The 19,934-nt window shown below is 73.4% G+C and carries 18 protein-coding genes and 1 riboswitch; of the genes, 9 read left to right on the plus strand and 9 right to left on the minus strand.

What is annotated here, in order from left to right:
• Positions 1–30: 30 nt before the first annotated feature.
• A complete protein-coding gene (gene pqqA / locus ACFYOB_RS14070; RefSeq protein ID WP_362400308.1) occupies positions 31–135 on the minus strand; it encodes a pyrroloquinoline quinone precursor peptide PqqA in 105 nt (34 codons plus the stop codon).
• 240 nt (positions 136–375) lie between these two features.
• Here pqqA and ACFYOB_RS14075 point away from each other — a divergent pair, with 240 nt between their 5' ends.
• Entirely contained in the window at positions 376–1,278 is a 903-nt protein-coding gene (locus ACFYOB_RS14075; protein WP_388559363.1) for an ion transporter, read from the plus strand.
• A gap of 18 nt (positions 1,279–1,296) precedes the next feature.
• On the opposite strand, the gene ACFYOB_RS14080 is transcribed toward ACFYOB_RS14075, so the two are convergent.
• Both ACFYOB_RS14080 and ACFYOB_RS14085 read right to left on the minus strand, forming a co-directional pair.
• Positions 1,297–1,545: a hypothetical protein gene (locus tag ACFYOB_RS14080; protein WP_388559366.1), complete on the minus strand. Its 249-nt coding sequence runs from the start codon at positions 1,543–1,545 to the stop codon at positions 1,297–1,299.
• Positions 1,546–1,863: 318 nt separating this feature from the next.
• The gene (locus tag ACFYOB_RS14085; protein ID WP_388559369.1) at positions 1,864–2,370 is read right to left on the minus strand and encodes a hypothetical protein; all 507 of its coding nucleotides are present in this window, start codon (positions 2,368–2,370) and stop codon (positions 1,864–1,866) included.
• 204 nt (positions 2,371–2,574) lie between these two features.
• On the opposite strand from ACFYOB_RS14085, the gene ACFYOB_RS14090 reads away from it, so the two are divergent.
• Positions 2,575–3,522, plus strand: coding sequence for a trypsin-like serine peptidase (locus ACFYOB_RS14090; RefSeq protein WP_388559372.1), 948 nt, complete (start codon positions 2,575–2,577; stop codon positions 3,520–3,522).
• A gap of 18 nt (positions 3,523–3,540) precedes the next feature.
• Here the strand turns inward: ACFYOB_RS14090 and ACFYOB_RS14095 are convergent, their stop codons facing one another.
• Positions 3,541–4,293 (minus strand): hypothetical protein, encoded by a 753-nt coding sequence (locus ACFYOB_RS14095; protein ID WP_388559375.1) that lies wholly within the window; start codon positions 4,291–4,293, stop codon positions 3,541–3,543.
• 180 nt (positions 4,294–4,473) lie between these two features.
• Here ACFYOB_RS14095 and ACFYOB_RS14100 point away from each other — a divergent pair, with 180 nt between their 5' ends.
• Positions 4,474–5,070, plus strand: a complete 597-nt coding sequence (locus ACFYOB_RS14100) for a TetR/AcrR family transcriptional regulator (RefSeq protein WP_388559377.1) — start codon at positions 4,474–4,476, stop codon at positions 5,068–5,070.
• 192 nt (positions 5,071–5,262) lie between these two features.
• On the opposite strand, the gene ACFYOB_RS14105 is transcribed toward ACFYOB_RS14100, so the two are convergent.
• Positions 5,263–6,195 (minus strand): oxidoreductase, encoded by a 933-nt coding sequence (locus ACFYOB_RS14105; RefSeq protein WP_388559380.1) that lies wholly within the window; start codon positions 6,193–6,195, stop codon positions 5,263–5,265.
• Positions 6,196–6,351: 156 nt separating this feature from the next.
• Between ACFYOB_RS14105 and cbiE the strand changes: the two genes are divergently transcribed.
• Genes cbiE through ACFYOB_RS14120 form a run of 3 tightly spaced genes read left to right on the plus strand, consistent with a single transcriptional unit; the run spans position 6,352 to position 9,107 of the window.
• Entirely contained in the window at positions 6,352–7,605 is a 1,254-nt protein-coding gene (gene cbiE, locus ACFYOB_RS14110; RefSeq protein WP_388559383.1) for a precorrin-6y C5,15-methyltransferase (decarboxylating) subunit CbiE, read from the plus strand.
• 1 nt (position 7,606) lies between these two features.
• Entirely contained in the window at positions 7,607–8,356 is a 750-nt protein-coding gene (cobM, locus tag ACFYOB_RS14115; protein ID WP_388559386.1) for a precorrin-4 C(11)-methyltransferase, read from the plus strand.
• Positions 8,346–9,107, plus strand: a complete 762-nt coding sequence (locus tag ACFYOB_RS14120; protein WP_388559388.1) for a cobalt-precorrin-6A reductase — start codon at positions 8,346–8,348, stop codon at positions 9,105–9,107. Before cobM ends, ACFYOB_RS14120 begins: the two co-directional genes overlap by 11 nt.
• A gap of 46 nt (positions 9,108–9,153) precedes the next feature.
• On the opposite strand, the gene ACFYOB_RS14125 is transcribed toward ACFYOB_RS14120, so the two are convergent.
• From ACFYOB_RS14125 to ACFYOB_RS14135, 3 genes are read right to left on the minus strand one after another with little or no spacing between them, the layout of a single operon-like run.
• Entirely contained in the window at positions 9,154–10,641 is a 1,488-nt protein-coding gene (locus tag ACFYOB_RS14125; protein ID WP_388559391.1) for a precorrin-2 C(20)-methyltransferase, read from the minus strand.
• The gene (locus ACFYOB_RS14130) at positions 10,638–11,285 is read right to left on the minus strand and encodes a precorrin-8X methylmutase (RefSeq protein ID WP_388559394.1); all 648 of its coding nucleotides are present in this window, start codon (positions 11,283–11,285) and stop codon (positions 10,638–10,640) included. The genes ACFYOB_RS14125 and ACFYOB_RS14130 overlap by 4 nt, the downstream gene beginning before the upstream one ends.
• Positions 11,282–12,490, minus strand: a complete 1,209-nt coding sequence (locus ACFYOB_RS14135) for a cobalamin biosynthesis protein CobG (protein WP_388559397.1) — start codon at positions 12,488–12,490, stop codon at positions 11,282–11,284. The genes ACFYOB_RS14130 and ACFYOB_RS14135 overlap by 4 nt, the downstream gene beginning before the upstream one ends.
• Before the next feature lie 255 nt (positions 12,491–12,745).
• A riboswitch (cobalamin riboswitch) is annotated at positions 12,746–12,824 on the plus strand.
• 53 nt (positions 12,825–12,877) lie between these two features.
• Between ACFYOB_RS14135 and cobN the strand changes: the two genes are divergently transcribed.
• Positions 12,878–16,486, plus strand: a complete 3,609-nt coding sequence (gene cobN / locus ACFYOB_RS14140) for a cobaltochelatase subunit CobN (protein WP_388559399.1) — start codon at positions 12,878–12,880, stop codon at positions 16,484–16,486.
• Between the two features lie 116 nt (positions 16,487–16,602).
• Here the strand turns inward: cobN and ACFYOB_RS14145 are convergent, their stop codons facing one another.
• Entirely contained in the window at positions 16,603–16,827 is a 225-nt protein-coding gene (locus tag ACFYOB_RS14145) for a hypothetical protein (RefSeq protein WP_388559523.1), read from the minus strand.
• A 416-nt stretch (positions 16,828–17,243) separates the two neighbouring features.
• Here ACFYOB_RS14145 and ACFYOB_RS14150 point away from each other — a divergent pair, with 416 nt between their 5' ends.
• Together ACFYOB_RS14150 and ACFYOB_RS14155 are read left to right on the plus strand one after the other, a co-directional pair.
• Positions 17,244–17,570 (plus strand): hypothetical protein, encoded by a 327-nt coding sequence (locus ACFYOB_RS14150; protein ID WP_388559402.1) that lies wholly within the window; start codon positions 17,244–17,246, stop codon positions 17,568–17,570.
• A gap of 101 nt (positions 17,571–17,671) precedes the next feature.
• Positions 17,672–19,888, plus strand: coding sequence for a germacradienol/geosmin synthase (locus ACFYOB_RS14155; RefSeq protein ID WP_388559405.1), 2,217 nt, complete (start codon positions 17,672–17,674; stop codon positions 19,886–19,888).
• Positions 19,889–19,934: the final 46 nt, after the last annotated feature.

Consider the following 19,934-nt stretch of genomic DNA (forward strand, 5'->3'; position numbering starts at 1 on the left):
CGCCCGGACTCCCGCCCGCCGACAGTCGGTTCACTTCTCCAGACGTGCGGCGTACGCGGTGACCTCGAAGGCCGTCTCGTACGCGACGAAGTCCGGGGTGGTCCACGCCTCGGGGGTCTCCTTGACCTCGGCCATGGGGGTGCTCCTTCGCTCGGTGCCCAACGGTTTCCGCCAGGAACCTATGGTCTGGCCCGGGCGCCGTAGATCCCCTAGTCGCCCCTAATCCCGGACATTCACCCCTGCGGGCCCGCTCCCGGCGGCCGGGGCACAGTCGTGCGCGCCGGGGTGAAACCCGAACGGATGTGGGGCGTTAGAAGGACGGACCGCCACGCCCCGCCAGGTGTGGCCTGCGGTGGTACGAGTACGAGGAGCGAGATGAGAGTCCCGATGCCGGCCCGGCGCGGCCGCGTGAAGCTGGCGGCCAGATGCCGGTGGGCCACGGAGGCCCCCGCCTTCGGGCTGGCCGTCTTCTGCGTGATCCTGCTCAACGCGGCGCTGATGGGGGTGGAGACCTACAGCGGGCTGGCCGCGGAGTACCGGCAGCTGCTCGGGGCCGCGGAGGACGGCTGCCTCGTCCTGTTCACGCTGGAGATGCTGCTGCGCATGGGCGCGCACGCGGACAAGCCGAAAGCATTCTTCCGCGACCCGTGGAACCTCTTCGACCTCGCCATCGTGGCCTCCGCCTTCGTCCCCGTGATCCGCGAGAACACCACCCTCCTGCGGATGCTGCGGCTGGCCCGCGTCCTGCGCACCGCGCGGTTCCTGCCGCACCTGCGCATCCTGCTGATCGCCGTCGGCCGCAGCCTGCCGGGCACCGCCAGCTTCCTGTTCGTCGGCGCGCTGGTGCTGTACGTGTACGCCATGGTCGGCTGGGTCTGCTTCGCCGGCTCCGACCCCCAGCACTACGGCTCGGTGGGCCGCGCCATGCTCACGCTGTTCCTGCTGACCACGCTCGACGGCCTCACCGACGCCGTCCGCGCGGGGCTGCAGATCTCCCGCCTCAGCATCATCTACTACGCCTCCTACGCCCTGCTGGCCTCCTTCGTGCTGGTCAACGTGCTCATCGGTGTCGTCCTCAACTCGCTCGACGAGGCGCGTGAGATGGAGGCGGAGGCCGCCCGGGTCCCGGCGCCGGCCCCGGACCCCGACGCGGGCGGGCAGGACGTCAGGGAGCGGATCGCCACCGCCCGCCGCGCGCTGGACGAGATCGAGGCGAGCCTCGCCGCGGCGCACACCGGGCCGGCCCGGCAGCTGGAGGCCTCCCACACCGGTTCCTGAGAGGTACGCGGGCGCGGCTCAGCCGCGGGGGACGACCGTCCCCAGGACCTGGGGCAGGGGGTAGCAGTCGGCGGAGACCACGGACGCGTGGTGTCCGGCGAGGAGCGCGAGCCGGTCGCGTGCCTGCGCCTCGGTCGGGCGGGTGGAGTCGATGGCCGGGGCGACGTTGTGGGCGTCGGTGGCGATCAGCAGGTAGTGGTTGCGGTCGTACCGGCCGGTGTCGATGGAGCCCGACGCGTACGCGCTCGCGTCCCCGTCGAACACCACGAACCAGGGGCGCAGCGAGGCGTCGGCGTACGACCCGGGGGTCGCCCGCCTCGGCCCGGTGGACCGCCGGGAACGCGGCGGCCTGGCCGAGCCGGCCCTGGGCCGCGAGGGAGCGCAGGTGGGTGGCGTACTCGCGGTCGGTCCACAGGGTGTCGGAGCCGTTGCCCTCCTCCAAGGTGCCGGGGATCAGCTCCACGATGAACTTCCCGGCGAGCGCGGCGCGGCCGGGCCAGGCCCCGGAGCGCGCGGCGGTGTCGAGGTCGGGGTGGCCGGCGGCCAGCTGGCCGGGGCGGTAGACGGCGTCGCCGAGCTTGCCGGTCAGCAGCGCGTCGAGCTCGGCAGGACCGCGCCCGAGTTGGCGGCGAAGCCGTCCTTGAGTTCCAGCTTGAGGACGACGGGCCGGTGGCCGGGGTGGGCGTCGTGCCAGCTGCGGATGCCGGAGAGGCAGCCCGCCAGGTTCTGGTTGCGGGACTTGGTGCGCAGCTGGGCGGGCGAGGTGGCGTTCTCGCAGTTGCTGTCGTTGCCTGGGGGTCCCCCCGGACGGAGTCTGGGGGAGGGTTGTCGTGGGAGACCCGCCACGAGCTGCCGAAGAAGTTGGTCCACACGTCGAGTTCGAGCATGGCGGCGCCCGAGTCCAGCGCTCGGCGAAGTACGGGTACTTGCCTTCTCGTAGGCGTTGTGCACGCCGACTCCGGTCGATCCCGCGTACGGGAGGCCGTCGGAGGCGCCGGTACCCGCCGCGCCGGCCGGGGCCGCGCCCAGTACGAGGGCCACGGCTGCCAGTCCGGCCGTCACCGCGCCCGCCATCCGGTTGCGCAATCTCATTCTTTCGGCTCCTGTCGGTCCGTCCCGTGCTGCTCAAGTCGGGTTGGGGGTAGGCGAGTTGCATGACACGCGGAAGGCCGGGGAGTGACGCGGGGGCGGCCGGGAACCGCTGTGAGCACCGACACGTCCGGATTTCGGAACCCATCCCGCCCGACTCCCCATCGAACGGAGCGTCGGACGCGTATGCGGGGCGGGGAGTGCCACATGTTCAACAAGGTTCACGGGCGGGCCGTACGGGCCTCCGTGCTCGTCGGCGGCCTCGGCGCGCTGGCCGTCGTGGGCGCCGGGTACCTGTGGGAGCTGCGCGGCGTCGCCGCCCACCGTGCGGACGGGGATGTGACGCAGGGCGTCTACCAGCAGGATCCCGAGCGCGCCGACCGGACGGCGGCCGCCGTGCTGGACGGGATGGTCCGCGAGGTCCCGGACCCGCCGACGGACGGCAAGGCCTTCGCCGGCAGCGGCCCCGCGGCGCACTGGAGGTCGGCCGGGTGGAAGCCCTCGACCCCCCTGGAGGCCCGGCCGGCGCCCGCCGAGCCCGCCGTCGGAGCGCTCTTCTCCCCCGGCGACGACGGCGACCCCGACCACCACTGCTCGGCCGTGGTGGTCCACTCCCCCGGCGGCGACCTCATCGCCACCGCCGCCCACTGCGTGTACACGGGCGGCTTCCGCACCAACCTCGCCTTCGCCCCCGGCTACTCGGACGGCGCGGCTCCGTACGGGATCTGGGTGCCCACCCGGATCGACGTGGACCCCCGCTGGACCGAGGACCAGGACCCCGACCTCGACGTCGCTTTCGTCCGGCTGCGCCGGCCCGGCTACCCCGGCCAGCGGCTGGAGGACGTCACCGGGGCCGAGGAGCTGGGCGTGCGGCCCGAACTCCCCGCGCCCGCACGGCTCGTGGGCTACCCGAACACCTCCGAGCAGCCGGTGGACTGCCGCAACACCGCCCGGGCCGCCGGGCCGACGCAGCTGCGCCTGGACTGCGCGGACGTGCCCAACGGCACGAGCGGCGGCCCGGTGCTGACCGACGGGCACACGCTGATCGGGGTGATCGGCGGCCTGGACGGCGGGGGCGACGACGAGACCTCGTACAGCAGCTACTTCGGCGACGGGGTCCGGGCCCTGTACGAACGCGCCACGAAGTCCTCGTAGTTCCCCGGGCGGCGGGCCCTAGCGGGCGTACGAGCCGATGCCGACCAGGCAGTACACGTACTCGTTGATGACCCTGCCGTTGATGGTGTAGCGGTGGGAGAAGGCGTACTGGGTCCTGGGGTTGCCGTTGCAGCGGTCCAGTTCCGACGTGAAGGGGATGGATTCGATCACCCGGTAGTGCGCGTCGGACGCCGAGCAGGAGACCTCGTCGATGTCGTCGACCCGCTGGGCCGTCGTCGAGTCCGGCAGGCTCCCGTCGAGGCAGGTGCCGCGGTCGTACGGGGTGGGCTCCGGGCTGGGTAATTCCAGGCTGGGTACCGGGACGGCCACCCGGCCGGACGGGGCGACGGGCTCGGCGCTCCAGGGTCTCGGCGACGCGGTGGGCGCCCGACTCGCGGTCTCGGTGGGCGCTCCGGAGGCGGAGACCCCGCCGTCGACGTCGTCCCCGCCGCTCAGCACGGCGGCGATGCCGATGGCCAGCACCACCAGGACCGCGAACGCCACCAGGCAGCCGCGGCCGCCCGTCGTGGGGGCGGCGCCGGGCCGGGGCGTCCCCGCGGCGCCGGCCCCGGCTCCGGCTCCGGCTCCGGCTCCGGCCACCCGGATGCGCAGCAGCACCTCGGCGCCACCGCCGCGGGTCCGGACGAGGTCGCCATCCCGGGTGCGCGGGATGCGGACACGCGTCGGGCCGGCCGGCAACTGGACGGTGACGATCACACCGTGGGCGGCCTGCTGCGGGGTGAGCTGGATGGGGATCTCCTGCGACGACACCGGCTGCTCCAGGGGATGAGGGGGGCGGGTGCACACGGGTCCGGCTGACTGCCCAGTGTGGCGCGCCGGCCGATTCCATGGAGGGTCTTTCTAGAAAGATCTTCTAGTTTCAGGTCTTGCTAGGCTCTCAGCGCCCCACAGATCACAGAAACACCGCGACGGACACCGACGGGATCCCACATGTCTCCTAAGCAACAACGCGGCGAGGCCACCGTCGACTTGATCCTGACCGCCGCACTGCGGGTGTTCGCCGAGTCCGGCCAGCAGGGGTTCACGGTGAACGCGGTCGTCGCGGCCAGCGGTGTGAGCCTGGGCAGCCTCTACCACCACTTCGGCAGCTTCGACGGCCTGGCCGCCGCCCTCTACATCCGGTGCATGGACCAGCTGTGCGACGAGATGGTGGCCGCACTGACCCGGTGCCGGACCGCGCGCACCGGCGTCCAGGCGTGGGCGGCGTCCTACCTTCGCTTCACCGAGGAACACCGGGACGTCGCACTGTTCCTGCACGCCTCGGCCTACTCGGGCTACCTCGTGGCCCACGCCGAGGAGATCGGCGCGGCCAAGGCGGAGAAGTTCGCGGCCATCATGCAGTGGATGGGGGTGCGCATGGAGCGCGGCGAGGTCGCCCCCCTCCCGGCCTCCGTGATCGAGGTCATGGTCATGGGGCCGCTCACCGAGGTCGCGCGCCGGTGGCTGTCCAGCACCTACGAGATCGACCTGGCAGAGGCCGCTCGCTACCTCCCGGACCTCATCTGGCGCTCCCTGCGCCCGGATTAGACTGGGTGGTTGTCCGGAGTGTCGTCCATGCCACCGATTGTCCGGCGGCAGGGGCGCCGCGGTCAGGTCCCGTCCGGGGCGCCCTGAGGCGCGCGGGGGCGGACGGGGGCGCTCAGGAACGGCTCCGCGCCCCCAGCGGAATCAGCGTGTCCGGCGGGTCAGCGCGGCAGGCGGATCAGCGCGGCAGGCGGATCAGCGCGGCAGGGACGCGTACGAGACTCCCGTGAGCTTCTCGGAGGCGGCCCAGAGCAGTTCGCCCGACGTGTCATCGAAGGTCCGCTTCGCCCTCCAGGAGCGGACGGGCGCCCCGCGCCAGCCGAACCTCGGCCCGATGAAGTCGTCGGACCGGACCCCGGGCGCGGTGGCCGCGTAGAGCGTGGGCAGCGCACCCGAGGACGCCGGCTGCGCGACGAACGCGTTGCCGAACGCCGCCACGCGCGAGTTGAAGGTGGGGCCCTCCAGCTTCGACGCTCCGGCGTGGAGGTTGGAGGAGGCGTAGCCGGGGTGCGCGGCAGCCGCGACGAGGGTGGAGCCGGCGGCGGCGAAGCGCCGGGCCAGCTCGTGCGTGAAGAGCAGATTGGCGGTCTTGGAGCGGCCGTAGGCGATCCAGCGCCGGTAGCCGTGCTCGCCGTCCAGGTCGTCGAGGTCGATGTCGGCCAGCGCGTGGAATCCGCTGGAGACGTTCACGATCCGGGCACCCGGCGCAGCGGCCCGCAGCCTCGGCAGCAGCAGCCCGGTGAGCGCGAAGTGCCCGAGGTGGTTGACCCCGAACTGGGTCTCGAACCCGTCGGCGGTCCGCCCGAACGGCAGCGCCATCACGCCCGCGTTGTTGACCAGCAGGTCCAGCGACCGGCGCCGCTGCCCGTAGCCCTTGGCGAACTCCCGTACGGAAGCCAGGTCGGCGAGGTCGAGTGGGGCGAACTCCACCTCTGCGCCCGGCACTTCGGAACGGATCCGGACCTCGGCGGCGCGCCCGCGCGCGGCGCTGCGGCAGCCCAGGACGACCGAGGCACCGCGCCGGGCGAGCTCGCGGGCGGTGACGTAGCCGATCCCGCTGTTGGCCCCCGTGACGACCGCGGTCCGGCCGCTCTGGTCGGGGATGTTCGTGGCGTTCCAGCCGGGCATGGCGGGCTCCCTCGCGATCGATGGGCTGAAAGCGACAGTAGACGGGCCGGGTCCGGGCGCGGGAGCGGGGGTGGTACGGACGGGCGTACGCGCAGGCCAGTAGGCTGCGGTCCGCCCGCCTTCCGCTTTCTCCTTCCCCTTCCGAGGTACCGCGCAGTGAGCTCCGCACCGCCCCCCATCCCCCTCACGGTCGTCGGCCTCGGCGCCGACGGCTGGGCCGGGCTCAGCGCCGCCGCGCGCTCGGCGCTGTCCAGTGCCGAGGTGCTGATCGGCGGCCCGCGCCAGCTGGACCTGCTGCCGGCCGACCTGTGCCCCGGGCAGCGGGTGGCGTGGCCGAGCCCGCTGCGGCCGGCCGTGCCGAAGCTGATGGCCGAGCACGCGGGCCGCCGCATCGCGGTGCTGGCCAGCGGCGACCCCATGTTCTACGGGATCGGCCGGGCCCTCGCGCAGGAGCTGGGGCCACAGGCCCTGCGGGTGTACCCGCACCCCTCCTCGGTCTCCTACGCCTGCGCCCGCCTGGGCTGGCCGGTCGAGGACACCGAGGTGGTCACGGTCGTCGGCCGCCCGGTGGCCCGGCTCGCGGCCGCGCTGTACGAGGGGCGGCGCGTGCTGGTGCTCAGCGCCGGCGCGGCGTCCCCGGAAGAGATCGCCGCCCTGCTCCGGGAGCGGGGCTTCGGCCCGAGCCGGATCCGGGTGCTGGAGCAGCTCGGCTCCGAGCGCGAGGACGCGTACGAGGGCCTCGCCGACGGCTGGGACCACCCGCCGGGCGACCCCCTGAACGTGGTGGCCGTGGACTGCCGCCGTGACACCTCGCACCCGGCGCCCCGGCTCGGCGCGACCCCGGGCCTGCCGGACGCCGCGTACGAGCACGACGGACAGCTCACCAAGCGCCGGGTCCGGGCCGCGACCCTGTGCGCGCTGGCCCCGGCCCCCGGCGAGCTGCTGTGGGACATCGGCGGCGGCTCCGGCTCCATCGGCATCGAGTGGATGCGCACGCACCCCTCCTGCCGGGCGGTGGCCGTGGAGCGCGTCCCGCAGCGGGCAGCCCGGATCACCCGCAACGCGGCGGCGCTCGGCGTGCCCGGGCTGCAGGTCGTCGTCGGCGCCGCGCCGGACGCCCTCGCCGGCCTCCCCGCCCCCGACGCGGTGTTCATCGGCGGCGGGCTGACCGCGCCGGGGCTGCTCGACGCGGCCTGGGCGGCGCTCGCACCCGGCGGCCGGCTCGTGGTCAACACGGTCACCCTGGAGTCGGAGGCGGTACTCACCGACCGCTACCGGCGCCACGGCGGCGAACTGGTGAAGCTCTCGGTCGCGCACGCGGTGCCGGTCGGTGGTTTCACGGGCTGGCGCCAGGCCATGCCGGTCACCCAGTGGTCGGTGACGAAGTCGACGAACGAGAAGGAACTCTGACATGACCGTGTACTTCATCGGTGCGGGCCCCGGCGCCGCCGACCTGATCACGGTGCGCGGTGCCCGGACCCTGGCCGCCGCCCCGGTCTGCCTGTACGCGGGCAGCCTCGTCCCCCGCGAACTGCTCGCAGAATGCCCTGCGGACGCCCGGCTGGTGGACACCTCGCAGCTGAACCTGGACGAGATCGTCGCCGAGTGCGTACGGGCGCACGCGGCGGGCCAGGACGTGGCGCGGCTGCACTCCGGTGACCCCTCCATCTTCAGCGCCGTCGCGGAGCAGATGCGGCGGCTCGACGCGGCCGGCATCCCGTACGAAGTGGTTCCGGGCGTACCGGCCTTCGCCGCGGCGGCCGCGGCGCTGAAGCGGGAGCTGACCGTGCCCACCGTCGGCCAGACGGTGATCCTGACCCGGATCGCCCAGCAGGCCACCCCGATGCCGCCCGGCGAGGACCTGGCCACCTTGGGGCGCAGCGGCGCGCTGCTGGTGCTGCACCTGGCCACCCGCTACGTGGACCGGGTCGTCGACGAACTGCTGCCGCACTACGGGGCCGCGTGCCCGGTGGCGGTGGTGGCGATGGCCAGCCGCCCCGACGAGCTGATCCTGCGCGGCACCCTGGCCGACATCGCGGCCCAGGTGAAGGAGCACGGGCTGGTCCGCACCGCGGTCATCGTGGTGGGCCGCACGCTCGGCGCGGAGCAGTTCCGGGACAGCCACCTGTACTCCCCCGAACGCGACCGGCATGTCTGCTGAACCGGGGCCCCGGCGGCACGTCCTGATCCTGGGCGGCACGACGGAGGCCCGCCGCCTCGCGGAGGCCCTGGCGGGCGACCCCTCGTACCGGGTGACCAGCTCGCTGGCGGGCCGGGTCGCCGCGCCGGTGCTCCCGCCGGGCGAGACCCGGATCGGCGGCTTCGGCGGCATCGTGGGCCTCGCGACCTGGATCATCGTCCACGACGTCACGCACGTCGTCGACGCCACCCACCCCTTCGCGGAGCGGATGAGTTTCCACGCGTCCGAGGCGCAGGCCCTCACGGGCGTCCCGCTGCTGGCGCTGCGGCGCCCCGGCTGGACGCCGGAGCCGGGCGACGACTGGACCTTCGCGGACTCCCTCGACGCGGCGGCCGGCCTGCTCCCCGCGCTCGGCAGCCGCGCCTTCCTGACCACCGGCCGGATGGGCCTGCACACCTTCGCGCACCTCACCGACACCTGGTTCCTGGTGCGTTCGGTGGATCCGCCCCAGTCGCCGATGCCGCCGCGACTCGAAGTCCTGCTCGCCCGCGGCCCGTTCACCCTCGACGACGAACGGGAGCTGCTCGCCCGCCACCGGATCGACGTCCTGGTCACCAAGGACAGCGGCGGCTCCGCGACCGCCCCGAAGCTCACCGCCGCCCGCGAGGCCGGCATCCCGGTCCTGGTCGTCCGCCGCCCCCCGGTCCCGCAGGGTGTGACGGAGGCCGGTTCGGTCCGGGCCGCCACGGACTGGCTGCGCACACAGGACTGAGGCGGTACCGGATCCCGGCACCGCCTCAGGTCATGCGTTCAGCCCGTCACGGGTAACGGCGCGGGGTCCAGGTGATCCGTGAGCCGTCGGCGCGCTCGGTGACCTGGGTCTGCGAGGAGCCGATCAGCAACAGGGTGCGCATGTCCACCTCGGACGGCTCCAGTTCGGCGAGCGTGACGATCCGCACCGACTGCTCCGGGCCGCCGACGTCGCGCGCGACGACCACCGGCGTCCCGGGCGAGCGCAGCTCCAGCAGCAGCTCGCGGGCCTTCGCCACCTGCCAGGTCCGGCTGCGCGAACCGGGGTTGTACAGGGCGAGCACCAGGTCCGCCGAGGCGGCCGCGCGCAGCCGCTCCGCGATGACCTCCCAGGGCTTGAGCCGGTCGGACAGCGAGATGGTGGCGTAGTCGTGGCCGAGCGGCGCCCCGGCCGCGGCAGCCGCCGCGTTGGCCGCGGTCAGCCCCGGCAGGACCCGTACGGGCACGTCCTTGTACTCCGCCTGCCCGGCGACCTCCAGGACCGCCGTGGCCATGGCGAAGACCCCGGGGTCGCCTCCGGAGACCACGGCCACGCGCTGTCCGCGCCGGGCCAGGTCGAGGGCGAACTCGGCGCGTTCGGACTCCACCTTGTTGTCGGAGCCGTGCCGGATCTGGCCCGGCCTGGCCGGGACCCGGTCCAGGTAGGTCGTGTAGCCGACCAGCACCTCGGCGTCGGCCAGCGCCCGCCGGGTCTCGGGGGTCAGCCACAGCGGGCCCGCCGGGCCGGTGCCGACGACCACGACCTCGCCGGGGCCGGACGGCACGCTGCCCGGGTTGCCGATCCGGCTGGGGACGACGGCGACGGCGAAGTACGGGACGGACCCGGGCTCGATGCCGGCGAGGACTCCGGTGCGCTCCCCGGCCATGGTGGCGCGCTCGACGTAGCGCGCCTCGGCGAGCCGGCCGCTCTTCTCCATCGCCCCGCGCACGGCGGGGAAGGTCCGGCCGAGCTTCATCACGACGGCCGAGTCGGTGGCGGCCAGGCGGGCGGCGAGCTCGTCCTCGGGCAGGGTGCCGGGGAGGATGGTCAGGACCTCCTCGCCCTCGACGAGCGGGGTGCCGAGCCGGGCGGCGGCGGCGCTCACCGAGGTGACCCCGGGGATCACCTCGGTCTCGTACCGGTCCGCGAGCCGCTTGTGCATGTGCATGTACGAGCTGTAGAAGAGCGGATCGCCCTCCGCGAGCACGGCGACGGTCCGGCCGGCGTCCAGGTGTACGGCGAGGCGGGCGGCGGCGGACTCGTAGAACTCCTCCATCGCGCCCTGGTAGCCGCCGGGGTGGTCGGTGGTCTCGGTGGTGACCGGGTAGACCAGCGGCTCCTCGATGTGGTCGGCGCGCAGGTGCTTCGCGGCGATCGAGCGGGCGATGGACCGGCCGTGGCGGGCGCTGTGATAGGCGACGACGTCGGCCCCGGCGATCACCTCGACCGCGCGCAGCGTCATCAGGGAGGGGTCACCGGGCCCGAGCCCCACGCCGTAGAGGCGTCCGGCGCTCATTCGGCCACGCTCGCGATGGCGTTGAGGGCAGCGGCGGCGATCGCGCTGCCGCCGCGGCGGCCGCGCACGATCAGGTGGTCGAGCCCCGACGGGTGCGCGGCGAGGGCGTCCTTGGACTCGGCGGCGCCGATGAAGCCGACGGGCACGCCGATGACGGCGGCCGGGCGCGGAGCGCCCTCCTCGATCATCTCCAGCAGCCGGAAGAGCGCGGTCGGCGCGTTGCCGACGGCGATCACGGAACCCTCCAACAGGCCACGGTCGCGCCAGACTTCGAGGGCGGCGGCGCTGCGCGTGGTGCCCATCTTCGCGGCCAGGTCCGGTACCGCCGGGTCGGAGAGGGTGCAGATCACCTCGTTGTCGGCGGGCAGCCGCTTGCGGGTGACCCCGCTGGCGACCATCTGCACGTCGCACAGGATCGGCGCGCCCGCCTCCAGGGCGGCGCGGGCCCGCAGCACCACGTCGGGCGTGTACCCCAGGTCGCGGGGCAGGTCGGTCATCCCGCAGGCGTGAATCATGCGCACCGCGACCTGGGCGACCGAGGCGGGCAGCCCGGAGAGGTCCGCCTCGGCGCGGATCGTGGCAAAGGACTGGCGGTAGATCGCGGCGCCGTCCTTCTCGTACTCGAACACGGTGTACTCGCTCATTTCTTCACTGCGGCTTCGGACACTGGGCGTTGGTTGCGGGCGGCGGCGAGAGCCGCCGCGAGGTCGTTGGGCGCCACCGGGTCCGCGCCGAGCCGGTACCCGTCGGGCGTGGCCACCACGTCCACCCAGGCGGCGGCGCGCGGGCGCCCGCAGCGGCGCTCGCACCCGGACCAGTGGACGGGCAGCGGCCCGCGCGTCCGCTCGGCGACGGCTCGCGCGTCGGCGCGCACGTCGGCCAGGGACTTGGCGCAGCCGGGCCGGCCGGTGCAGGCGGTGACGGACTCCCAGGGGCTGTCGGGCGTGGTGACGAGCCCGGCGGGGCGGGCGGCGGTGTCGGTGACGACGATGCTGCGCCACGGTGTGATCCGCAGGTCGCCGGGCAACTCCCGCCACTGCGCGGTGCCGAGCCGGCCGAGGGGGACCAGTACGCAGAGCGCGCCCGCGTGCACCCCGGGAGCGGGCGGGTCCGCGTACGGGCGGGGCGCGTCGGGGACGTACCGCGCGCGGATCCCCCTGCTCTCCAGCCGGGCGGCGAACTCCTGGGCGTCCAGGGCGTGTTCGGCGGGAAGTTCGGCGATCCGCCAGGCCCGGGTTCCGGCGGCGGCCGCGGCGTCGAGGAAGCGGAGGGCCGCCTGAAGCCCGGCCTGCGCGGCGTCGGCGGCGGCCACGTCGACGGCGTCGGGCGCCGAGCCGAGCCGGACCAGCACGCGGCCGCCCCTCTGGGCGAGCAGGGTCACGTCGGGGTCGAGGGCGGCCACGTCCCCGCGCCCGTCGTCGACGGCGAACAGGAACCTGCCGGACAGGGCGGCGGCCTTCGGTTCGGCGCAGAGCGCCTCGTCCAGGGCGCGGACCGGAGCGGGGTCGGCGAGGGGGGTGGCGACGATGTTGCGGATCCGCTCGTGGCCCGGCGCGGGCAGCAACCCGGCCGTGTCGAGCAGTTCGGCCAGCTGGGCGCCGCAGCCGTCGAGGAGCCCGCGCAGTTGCACGTTCCCGCGCGAGGTCAGCTCCAGGTGACCGTCCCCGAACCGGTCGGCGGCGTCCGCCAGCGCGGCGGCCTGCGCGGCGCCGAGCAGCCCGCCCGGGATCCGGACCCGCGCCAGGAACCCGTCGTCCGCCGGGTGCAGCCGCAGCGCGCCGGGGCAGGCGTCACCGCGCTCCCGTATGACGGGTTCGTCCCGCGATGCGGAGGAAGGGGGCTGGGGCATGGCGGCGAGCATACCGACGATTCCCCTCCCCCGACCTGTGTCCGTCACCACCCCGCCCCCTCCCACCGCCTCAACCGTCCCACCAGCACAGTCCAGCCGGATCCGGCCTCACCGGCGTTTGAGGCGCGGGGGTCCGGGGCAGAGCCCCGGCGACGATGCCGCGCGGACCACCCCCACTCCCGGCCAGCGCAAAGGCCCCCTAGGATGACCTCCGGCGGACCACTCGGCCCGCCATCGCCGAGGACGGCGACATGGGAGGAAGCCCGGTGAGATTCCGGCGCGGTCCCGCCACTGTGAACCCTGCGGAGCGATCCACGGGGTGAGTCAGGAACTCCCGCCGCCCTCACTGCCCGGGGCGCGGAAACCCCGAGGAAGGCCTGCCGCCGCATGATCCTGCTGCTGTCGACGTCCGACACCGATCTGCTCAGCGCCCGCGCCGCGGACGGCCCCGTCCCGTACCGGTTCGCGAACCCCTCCCGCCTCCCCCTCGACGACCTCCCCGGCCTCCTCGACGGCGTCGACCTGGTCGTCGTACGCCTCCTGGGCGGCCTCCGCGCCTGGCAGGACGGCCTCGACCTGCTCCTCGCCCCCGGCCAGACCCGCCCGGTCGTGGTCCTGACCGGCGAACAAGCCCCGGACGCCCAGCTGATGGAGGCCTCCACGGTCCCGATCGGCATCGCGGCCGAGGCCCACGGCTACCTCGCGCACGGCGGCCCCGCCAACCTCGGCCAGCTGGCCCGCTTCCTGTCCGACACGGTCCTCCTCACGGGCCACGGCTTCGAGCCGCCCGCCGCCGCCCCCACCTGGGGCCCCCTGGAGCGCACCGCGCAGCGGACGTCCGGCCCCCGGGTCGCCGTGCTCTACTACCGCGCCCACCAGATGAGCGGCAACACCGCCTTCGTGCACACCCTGTGCGAGGCCATCGAGGCCAAGGACGCGCAGGCGCTCCCGCTCTACGTCTCGTCGCTGCGCACCCCGGAGCCCGAGCTGCTGGCCGAGCTGGAGGGGGCCGACGCCGTCGTCACCACCGTCCTCGCGGCCGGCGGCACCCGCCCCGCCACCGCCTCGGCGGGCGGGGACGACGAGTCCTGGGACGCGGGCGCGCTCGCGGCGCTCGGCGTGCCGATCCTCCAGGCGCTGTGCCTGACGGGCTCGCGCAGCAACTGGGAGGAGAACGACGAGGGTCTGTCGCCCCTCGACGCCGCCACCCAGGTCGCCGTTCCCGAGTTCGACGGCCGTCTGATCACCGTCCCGTTCTCCTTCAAGGAGCTCGACGAGGACGGCCTGCCCGCCTACGTGGCCGATCCCGAGCGGGCCGCCCGGGTCGCGGGAATCGCCGTACGCCACGCCCGGCTGCGGCACATCGACCGCCGCGACAAGAAGGTCGCCCTGGTCCTCTCCGCCTACCCCACCAAGCACTCCCGAATCGGCAACGCGGTCGGCCTGGACACCCCGGCCAGCGCCGTGGAGCTGCTGCGCACCCTCATCGCCGGCGGCTACGACTTCGGCCCCGCCGACGAGATCCCCGGCCTGGTCTCGGGCGACGGCGACGAGCTGATCCGGGCCCTGATCGAGGCCGGCGGCCACGACCAGGACTGGCTCACCGAGGAGCAGTTGGCCCGCAATCCGGTCCGCATCCCGGCCGCCGACTACCGGCGCTGGTTCGCCGAGCTGCCCGCCGAGCTGCGGGGCAGCGTGGAGGAGCACTGGGGTCCGGCCCCGGGCGAAATGTTCGTCGACCGCTCGCGCAACCCCGAGGGCGACATCGTCCTCGCGGCCCTGCGTCGCGGCAACCTGCTGATCCTGATCCAGCCGCCTCGCGGTTTCGGCGAGAACCCGATCGCGATCTACCACGACCCCGATCTGCCGCCGTCGCACCACTACCTGGCCGCGTACCGCTGGATCCAGGCCCGCGCCGAGGACGGCGGCTTCGGCGCCGACGCGATGATCCACCTGGGCAAGCACGGCAACCTGGAGTGGCTGCCGGGCAAGAACGCCGGTCTGTCGGCGGCCTGCGCGCCCGACGCCGCCCTCGGCGACCTGCCCCTCATCTACCCGTTCCTGGTCAACGACCCGGGCGAGGGCACCCAGGCCAAGCGCCGGGTGCACGCCACCCTGGTCGACCACCTGGTGCCGCCGATGGCGCGCGCGGAGTCCTACGGGGACATCGCGCGCCTGGAGCAGCACCTGGACGAGTACGCCCAGATCTCGGCGATGGACCCGGCGAAGCTCCCCGCCATCCGGGCGCAGATCTGGACCCTGATCCAGGCGGCGAAGCTCGACCACGACCTGGGCCTGGAAGAGCGCCCGGACGACGAGGGCTTCGACGACTTCCTGCTGCACGTCGACGGCTGGCTGTGCGAGGTCAAGGACGCCCAGATCCGCGACGGTCTGCACGTACTGGGCGGCGCCCCGACCGGCGAGGCCCGGGTGAACCTGGTCCTCGCGATCCTGCGGGCCCGGCAGATCTGGGGCGGTACGACGGCCCTGCCGGGCCTGCGCGAGGCGCTGGGCCTGGACGAGTCGGCGGCCACCCGCACCTCGGCGGACGCCGTGGAGGAGCAGGCCCGCGCCCTGGTGCAGGCGATGGAGGACGCGAACTGGGAGCCGTCCGCGGTGGCTTCGGTCGCCTCGGCGCATTCCGCGGACGTCGCGGCGGTACTGGACTTCGCCGCCCGTGAGGTCGTCCCGCGCCTGGCCGGCACCACGGACGAGATCGCCCACGTGGTCGCCGCCCTCGACGGCCGGTTCATCCCCGCCGGCCCGTCCGGCTCCCCGCTCCGCGGCCTGGTCAACGTCCTGCCCACCGGCCGGAACTTCTACTCGGTGGACCCGAAGGCCGTCCCCTCCCGCCTCGCGTGGGAGACGGGCCAGGCCCTCGCCGAATCCCTGCTGACCCGCTACCGCACGGACAACGGCGAGTGGCCCGCCTCCGTCGGCCTGTCCCTGTGGGGCACCAGCGCGATGCGCACCTCGGGCGACGACGTGGCGGAAGCCCTGTCCCTCCTGGGCGTGCGCCCGGTCTGGGACGAAGCCTCGCGACGTGTGACGGGTCTGGAGGCGATCGCGCTCGCGGAACTGGGCCGCCCCCGCATCGATGTGACGCTCCGCATCTCGGGCTTCTTCCGCGACGCGTTCCCGCACGTCATCGGCCTCCTCGACGACGCGGTCCGGCTGGCCGCCTCGCTCGACGAGCCGGCCGACCAGAACTTCGTCCGGGCCCACGCCCAGGCGGACCTGGCCGAGCACGGTGACGAACGCCGGGCCACCACCCGTATCTTCGGCTCGCGCCCGGGCACGTACGGCGCGGGCATCCTCCAGCTGATCGACTCCCGCGACTGGCGTACGGACGCCGACCTCGCGGAGGTCTACACGGTGTGGGGCGGGTACGCGTACGGCCGCGGCCTGGAGGGCCGCCCGGCCCGCAGCGAGATGGAGACCGCGTACAAGCGGATCACCGTCGCCGCCAAGAACACGGACACCCGTGAGCACGACATCGCGGACTCGGACGACTACTTCCAATACCACGGCGGCATGGTGGCCACCGTCCGCGCCCTGCGCGGAACGGCACCGGAGGCGTACATCGGCGACTCCACCCGCCCGGAGACGGTCAAGACCCGCACCCTGGTCGAGGAGACCTCGCGCGTCTTCCGCGCCCGCGTGGTCAACCCCAAGTGGATCGAGGCGATGCGCCGCCACGGCTACAAGGGCGCCTTCGAGCTCGCGGCGACGGTGGACTACCTGTTCGGCTACGACGCCACGACGGGTGTCGTCGCCGACTGGATGTACGACAAGCTGACCGAGACGTACGTCCTGGACCCGGAGAACCGCGCCTTCCTGGAGGAGGCCAACCCCTGGGCCCTGCACGGCATCGCGGAACGCCTGCTGGAGGCCGAGTCCCGCGGCATGTGGGAGAAGCCGGACCCGCAGGTCCTCGAAGCCCTGCGCCAGGTCTACCTGGACACGGAGGGCAACCTGGAGGGCGAGGCCGAGTAGCCGGTCCGGCCCCTGGGCCACGCGCGAAGCCGTCCTCCTCACCCGCGGGAAACCGGAAGGGTGAGGAGGACGGCCTTTTCGCCGGCCCGCCCGGACCGCGAGCCGTACGAGACCGTCTACGCCTTGACGGTCTGGTTCAGGGCGACGAGCGCCTGCGCCCAGCGCACGTACTTCAGCTGCCCGAAGTCGGCGACGGTCTTGACGCCGAACGCCTGGTGCAACAGCTCGCCGTCCTTGTCGGTGACGCCCTTGAGCGCCGCCACGGGCGCCGCGAGCACCTCGGAGAGCGGTTTGTCGGCCCACGCCTTGTCGAGCACCTTGTCCAGATCGATCGCCATCAGTGTTCCTCCCGGAACGCCGGAGTCGTATACGGGGGCAAACTTAACCCAATCGGACAATCATCCTGTCTTCCGACACTCCGCGACATTTCGCGGTGGCCGCACGACGGAACCGGACCAGGTGGCCACCCCACCCCACGGTCGGGTGGTTCGAACGCCGCGTCACGACCCGGCCTCCGGCCCGTGCACGTTCATGTGGCGCTCGACCCGGCAGCGGGCGGAGGCGGCCGGGCACGAGGCTCCTGGAGCGGCCCGCGCCCGCCGGGCGGCTGGAGCCGAAGGTGGAGCGGGCCGCGCACGAGCAGTACGTCAACTGGACCCGGCCCTGACGGACCGGGCTTGGAGGCAGGGCGCAGCCGGCTGGACGGGGTGGAGGTGGCCCGGCCCGCACCTGATTCCGCGACGCCCGCGTCCTCGTCGTGGACGAGCCCACCTCCGCCCTCGGCCCGGAGGCGGAGATCGCCGCCTTCGACAGCATCCGCGGCCTGGCAGGTCCGCAATGCGCGGTCGTCCTCGTATCGCACCGGATGTCGGGTGTCCGGTTCGCCGACGTCATCTACGTGCTGCACGAGGGCCCGGTCGTCGAACAGGGCGACCACGACGAGCTGTTGGCACGGGGCGGCCGCTACGCATCCATGTTCCGGATCCATGCCGCCCAGGACGGTGACCGGCCCGGGCCGGGGAGTCTCCATCCCGCACCAGGCCTCGGCGGCGCAGAACGACTCGTCCGTCACCTGAAGCGGTGAACTCCCCCTTATCCCGGGGCACCAGGGGTAGGGCACTGCTGATCTGGTGCGGGGGCCGGGCCACCGGCCCCCGCACCCATGGACGAAGGGCCGACCCCGCCGTGACGCAGCCGTTCCAACTGCCGGATTTCTATGTACCTCATCCGGCGCGACTGAACCCCCATCTTGAGGAGGCGCGGGTCCACACCAAGCGATGGGCCCGGGCGCTAGGGATGCTGGAAGGTTCCGGCGTCTGGGAGGAGAGCGACCTCGACTCCCACGACTACGCGCTGCTGTGCTCGTACACGCACCCCGACTGCGACAGCGAGGCGCTGTCCCTGGTCACCGACTGGTACGTCTGGGTCTTCTTCTTCGACGACCACTTCCTGGAGACGTACAAGCGCTCGCAGGACCGCGACGGCGCCAGGCACTACCTCGACAAGCTCGCCGCCTTCATGCCGACGGACCTGGCCGACGGCTTCCCCGAGCCCACCAACCCGGTGGAGGCGGGGCTCGCGGACCTGTGGAAGCGGACCGTGCCGGCCATGTCGGCGGACTGGCGGGAACGATTCTCCGAGTCCACGAAGAACCTCCTCGACGAGTCGATGTGGGAACTGGCCAACATCAACATCGGGCGCGTGGCGAACCCTCTCGAATACATCGAGATGCGCCGCAAGGTGGGCGGCGCCCCCTGGTCGGCCGGTCTGATCGAGTACGTCTGTGCCGAGGTCCCGGCGCGCGTCGCACACTCGCGGCCGCTCGGGGTGCTGCGCGACGCCTTCGCCGACGCCGTGCACATCAGGAACGACATCTTTTCCTACCAGCGCGAGGTCAACGACGAGGGTGAGCTCTCCAACGCCGTCCTGGTGCTGGAGACCTTCCTCGGCTGCACCACCCAGGAGGCCGCAGAGGCCTCCAACGACCTGCTCACCTCCCGCCTCCAGCAGTTCGAGCAGACCGCGCTCGCCGAGCTCCCCCAGCTCTTCGCCGACCAGGCCATGGACCCTGCGGAGATCGCGGCCGTCCTCGCCTACGCCAAGGGCCTCCAGGACTGGCAGTCCGGCGGCCACGAGTGGCACATGGTCTCCGGCCGTTACATGAACGAGGAGGCCCGGGCGACCGCGCCGCTCACGCTGCCCTTCCTCCCGTCCGGGCTCGGCACCACCGCGCTCGACCTCCGGTCCGTCTTCACGCGGCGCTCGATGGAGTTGCGCCGCCGCTCCTTCACCCACGTCCCGTTCGAGCGCACCGGCCCGTCCGTGATCCCGGACGTCCACATGCCGTTCACGCTCTCCCTCAGCCCACACCTGGACCACGCGCGCGAGGGATCCGTCGCCTGGGCGCGGCGGATGGGCCTGCTGGACCCGCGGCCCGGCGATCCGGGGTCCGCCATCTGGAACGAACGAAAGCTGCGGGGCTACGACTTCGCGCTCTGCTCGGCGGGCATCGACCCCGACGCCACGCCCGAGGCACTGCTCCTGAACGCCTGCTGGCTGACCTGGGGGACGTACGCGGACGACTACTACCCGGTGGTGTTCGCCCAGGCCAAGAACCTGGCGGCCGCCAAGGCGACCACGGCGCGGCTGATCGGCATGATCCCGGTCGACCACGCCGAGCAGGGCGTCCCGCTGACGGTGATGGAGCGTTCCCTCGCCGACCTGTGGGTGCGCACCAGCCTGGGCATGAGCCCGGCCGTCCGCGCCGGATTCCGGGCCGCCCTCGTGCGCATGCTGGAGAGCTGGGTGTGGGAGGTGGAGAACCAGATCCTGAACCGCATCCCCGACCCGGTGGACTACGCGGAGATGCGCCGGCACACCTTCGGCTCGCACCTCACGATGTACCTGTGCCGGCTGGGACGGGCGGGGCGGGGCATTCCCGACGAGATCTACGCATCCGGGACCATCCGATCCCTGGAGAACGCGGCCGCCGACTCCGCCTGCCTGCTCAACGACATCTTCTCGTACCAGAAGGAGGTGGAGTTCGAAGGCGAGGTGCACAACTACGTGCTCGTCACCCGGAACTTCTTCGACATCGGATACGCGCAGGCGCTGCACATCTGCCATTCGCTGATGACGCAGCGCACCGAGGAGTTCGAGCACATCGTCGCCGACCAGCTGCCGTTGCTCTGCGACGACTTGAAGCTTGACGAGGAGACCCGGGCCGGGCTCGACGCCTACGTGGGCGAGTTGGGTGACTGGCTCGCAGGCATCCTCAACTGGCATCAGAAGTGCCGCCGTTACCGCGAGGAGGACCTCCACGCGCTGCCCGACGCGCTGTCCACCCGGGTCTGGGGCGCGGACTTCGGCATGTCCGCGGCCCGGATCTCGCTGCCCTCCTGACCCCTGTTCCCAGGCGGCGGGGGCGGTCCGCTCGCCCGCCCCCGCC

The sequence above is a fragment of the Streptomyces sp. NPDC006463 genome (genome assembly GCF_042870715.1).
Lineage (GTDB): Bacteria > Actinomycetota > Actinomycetes > Streptomycetales > Streptomycetaceae > Streptomyces.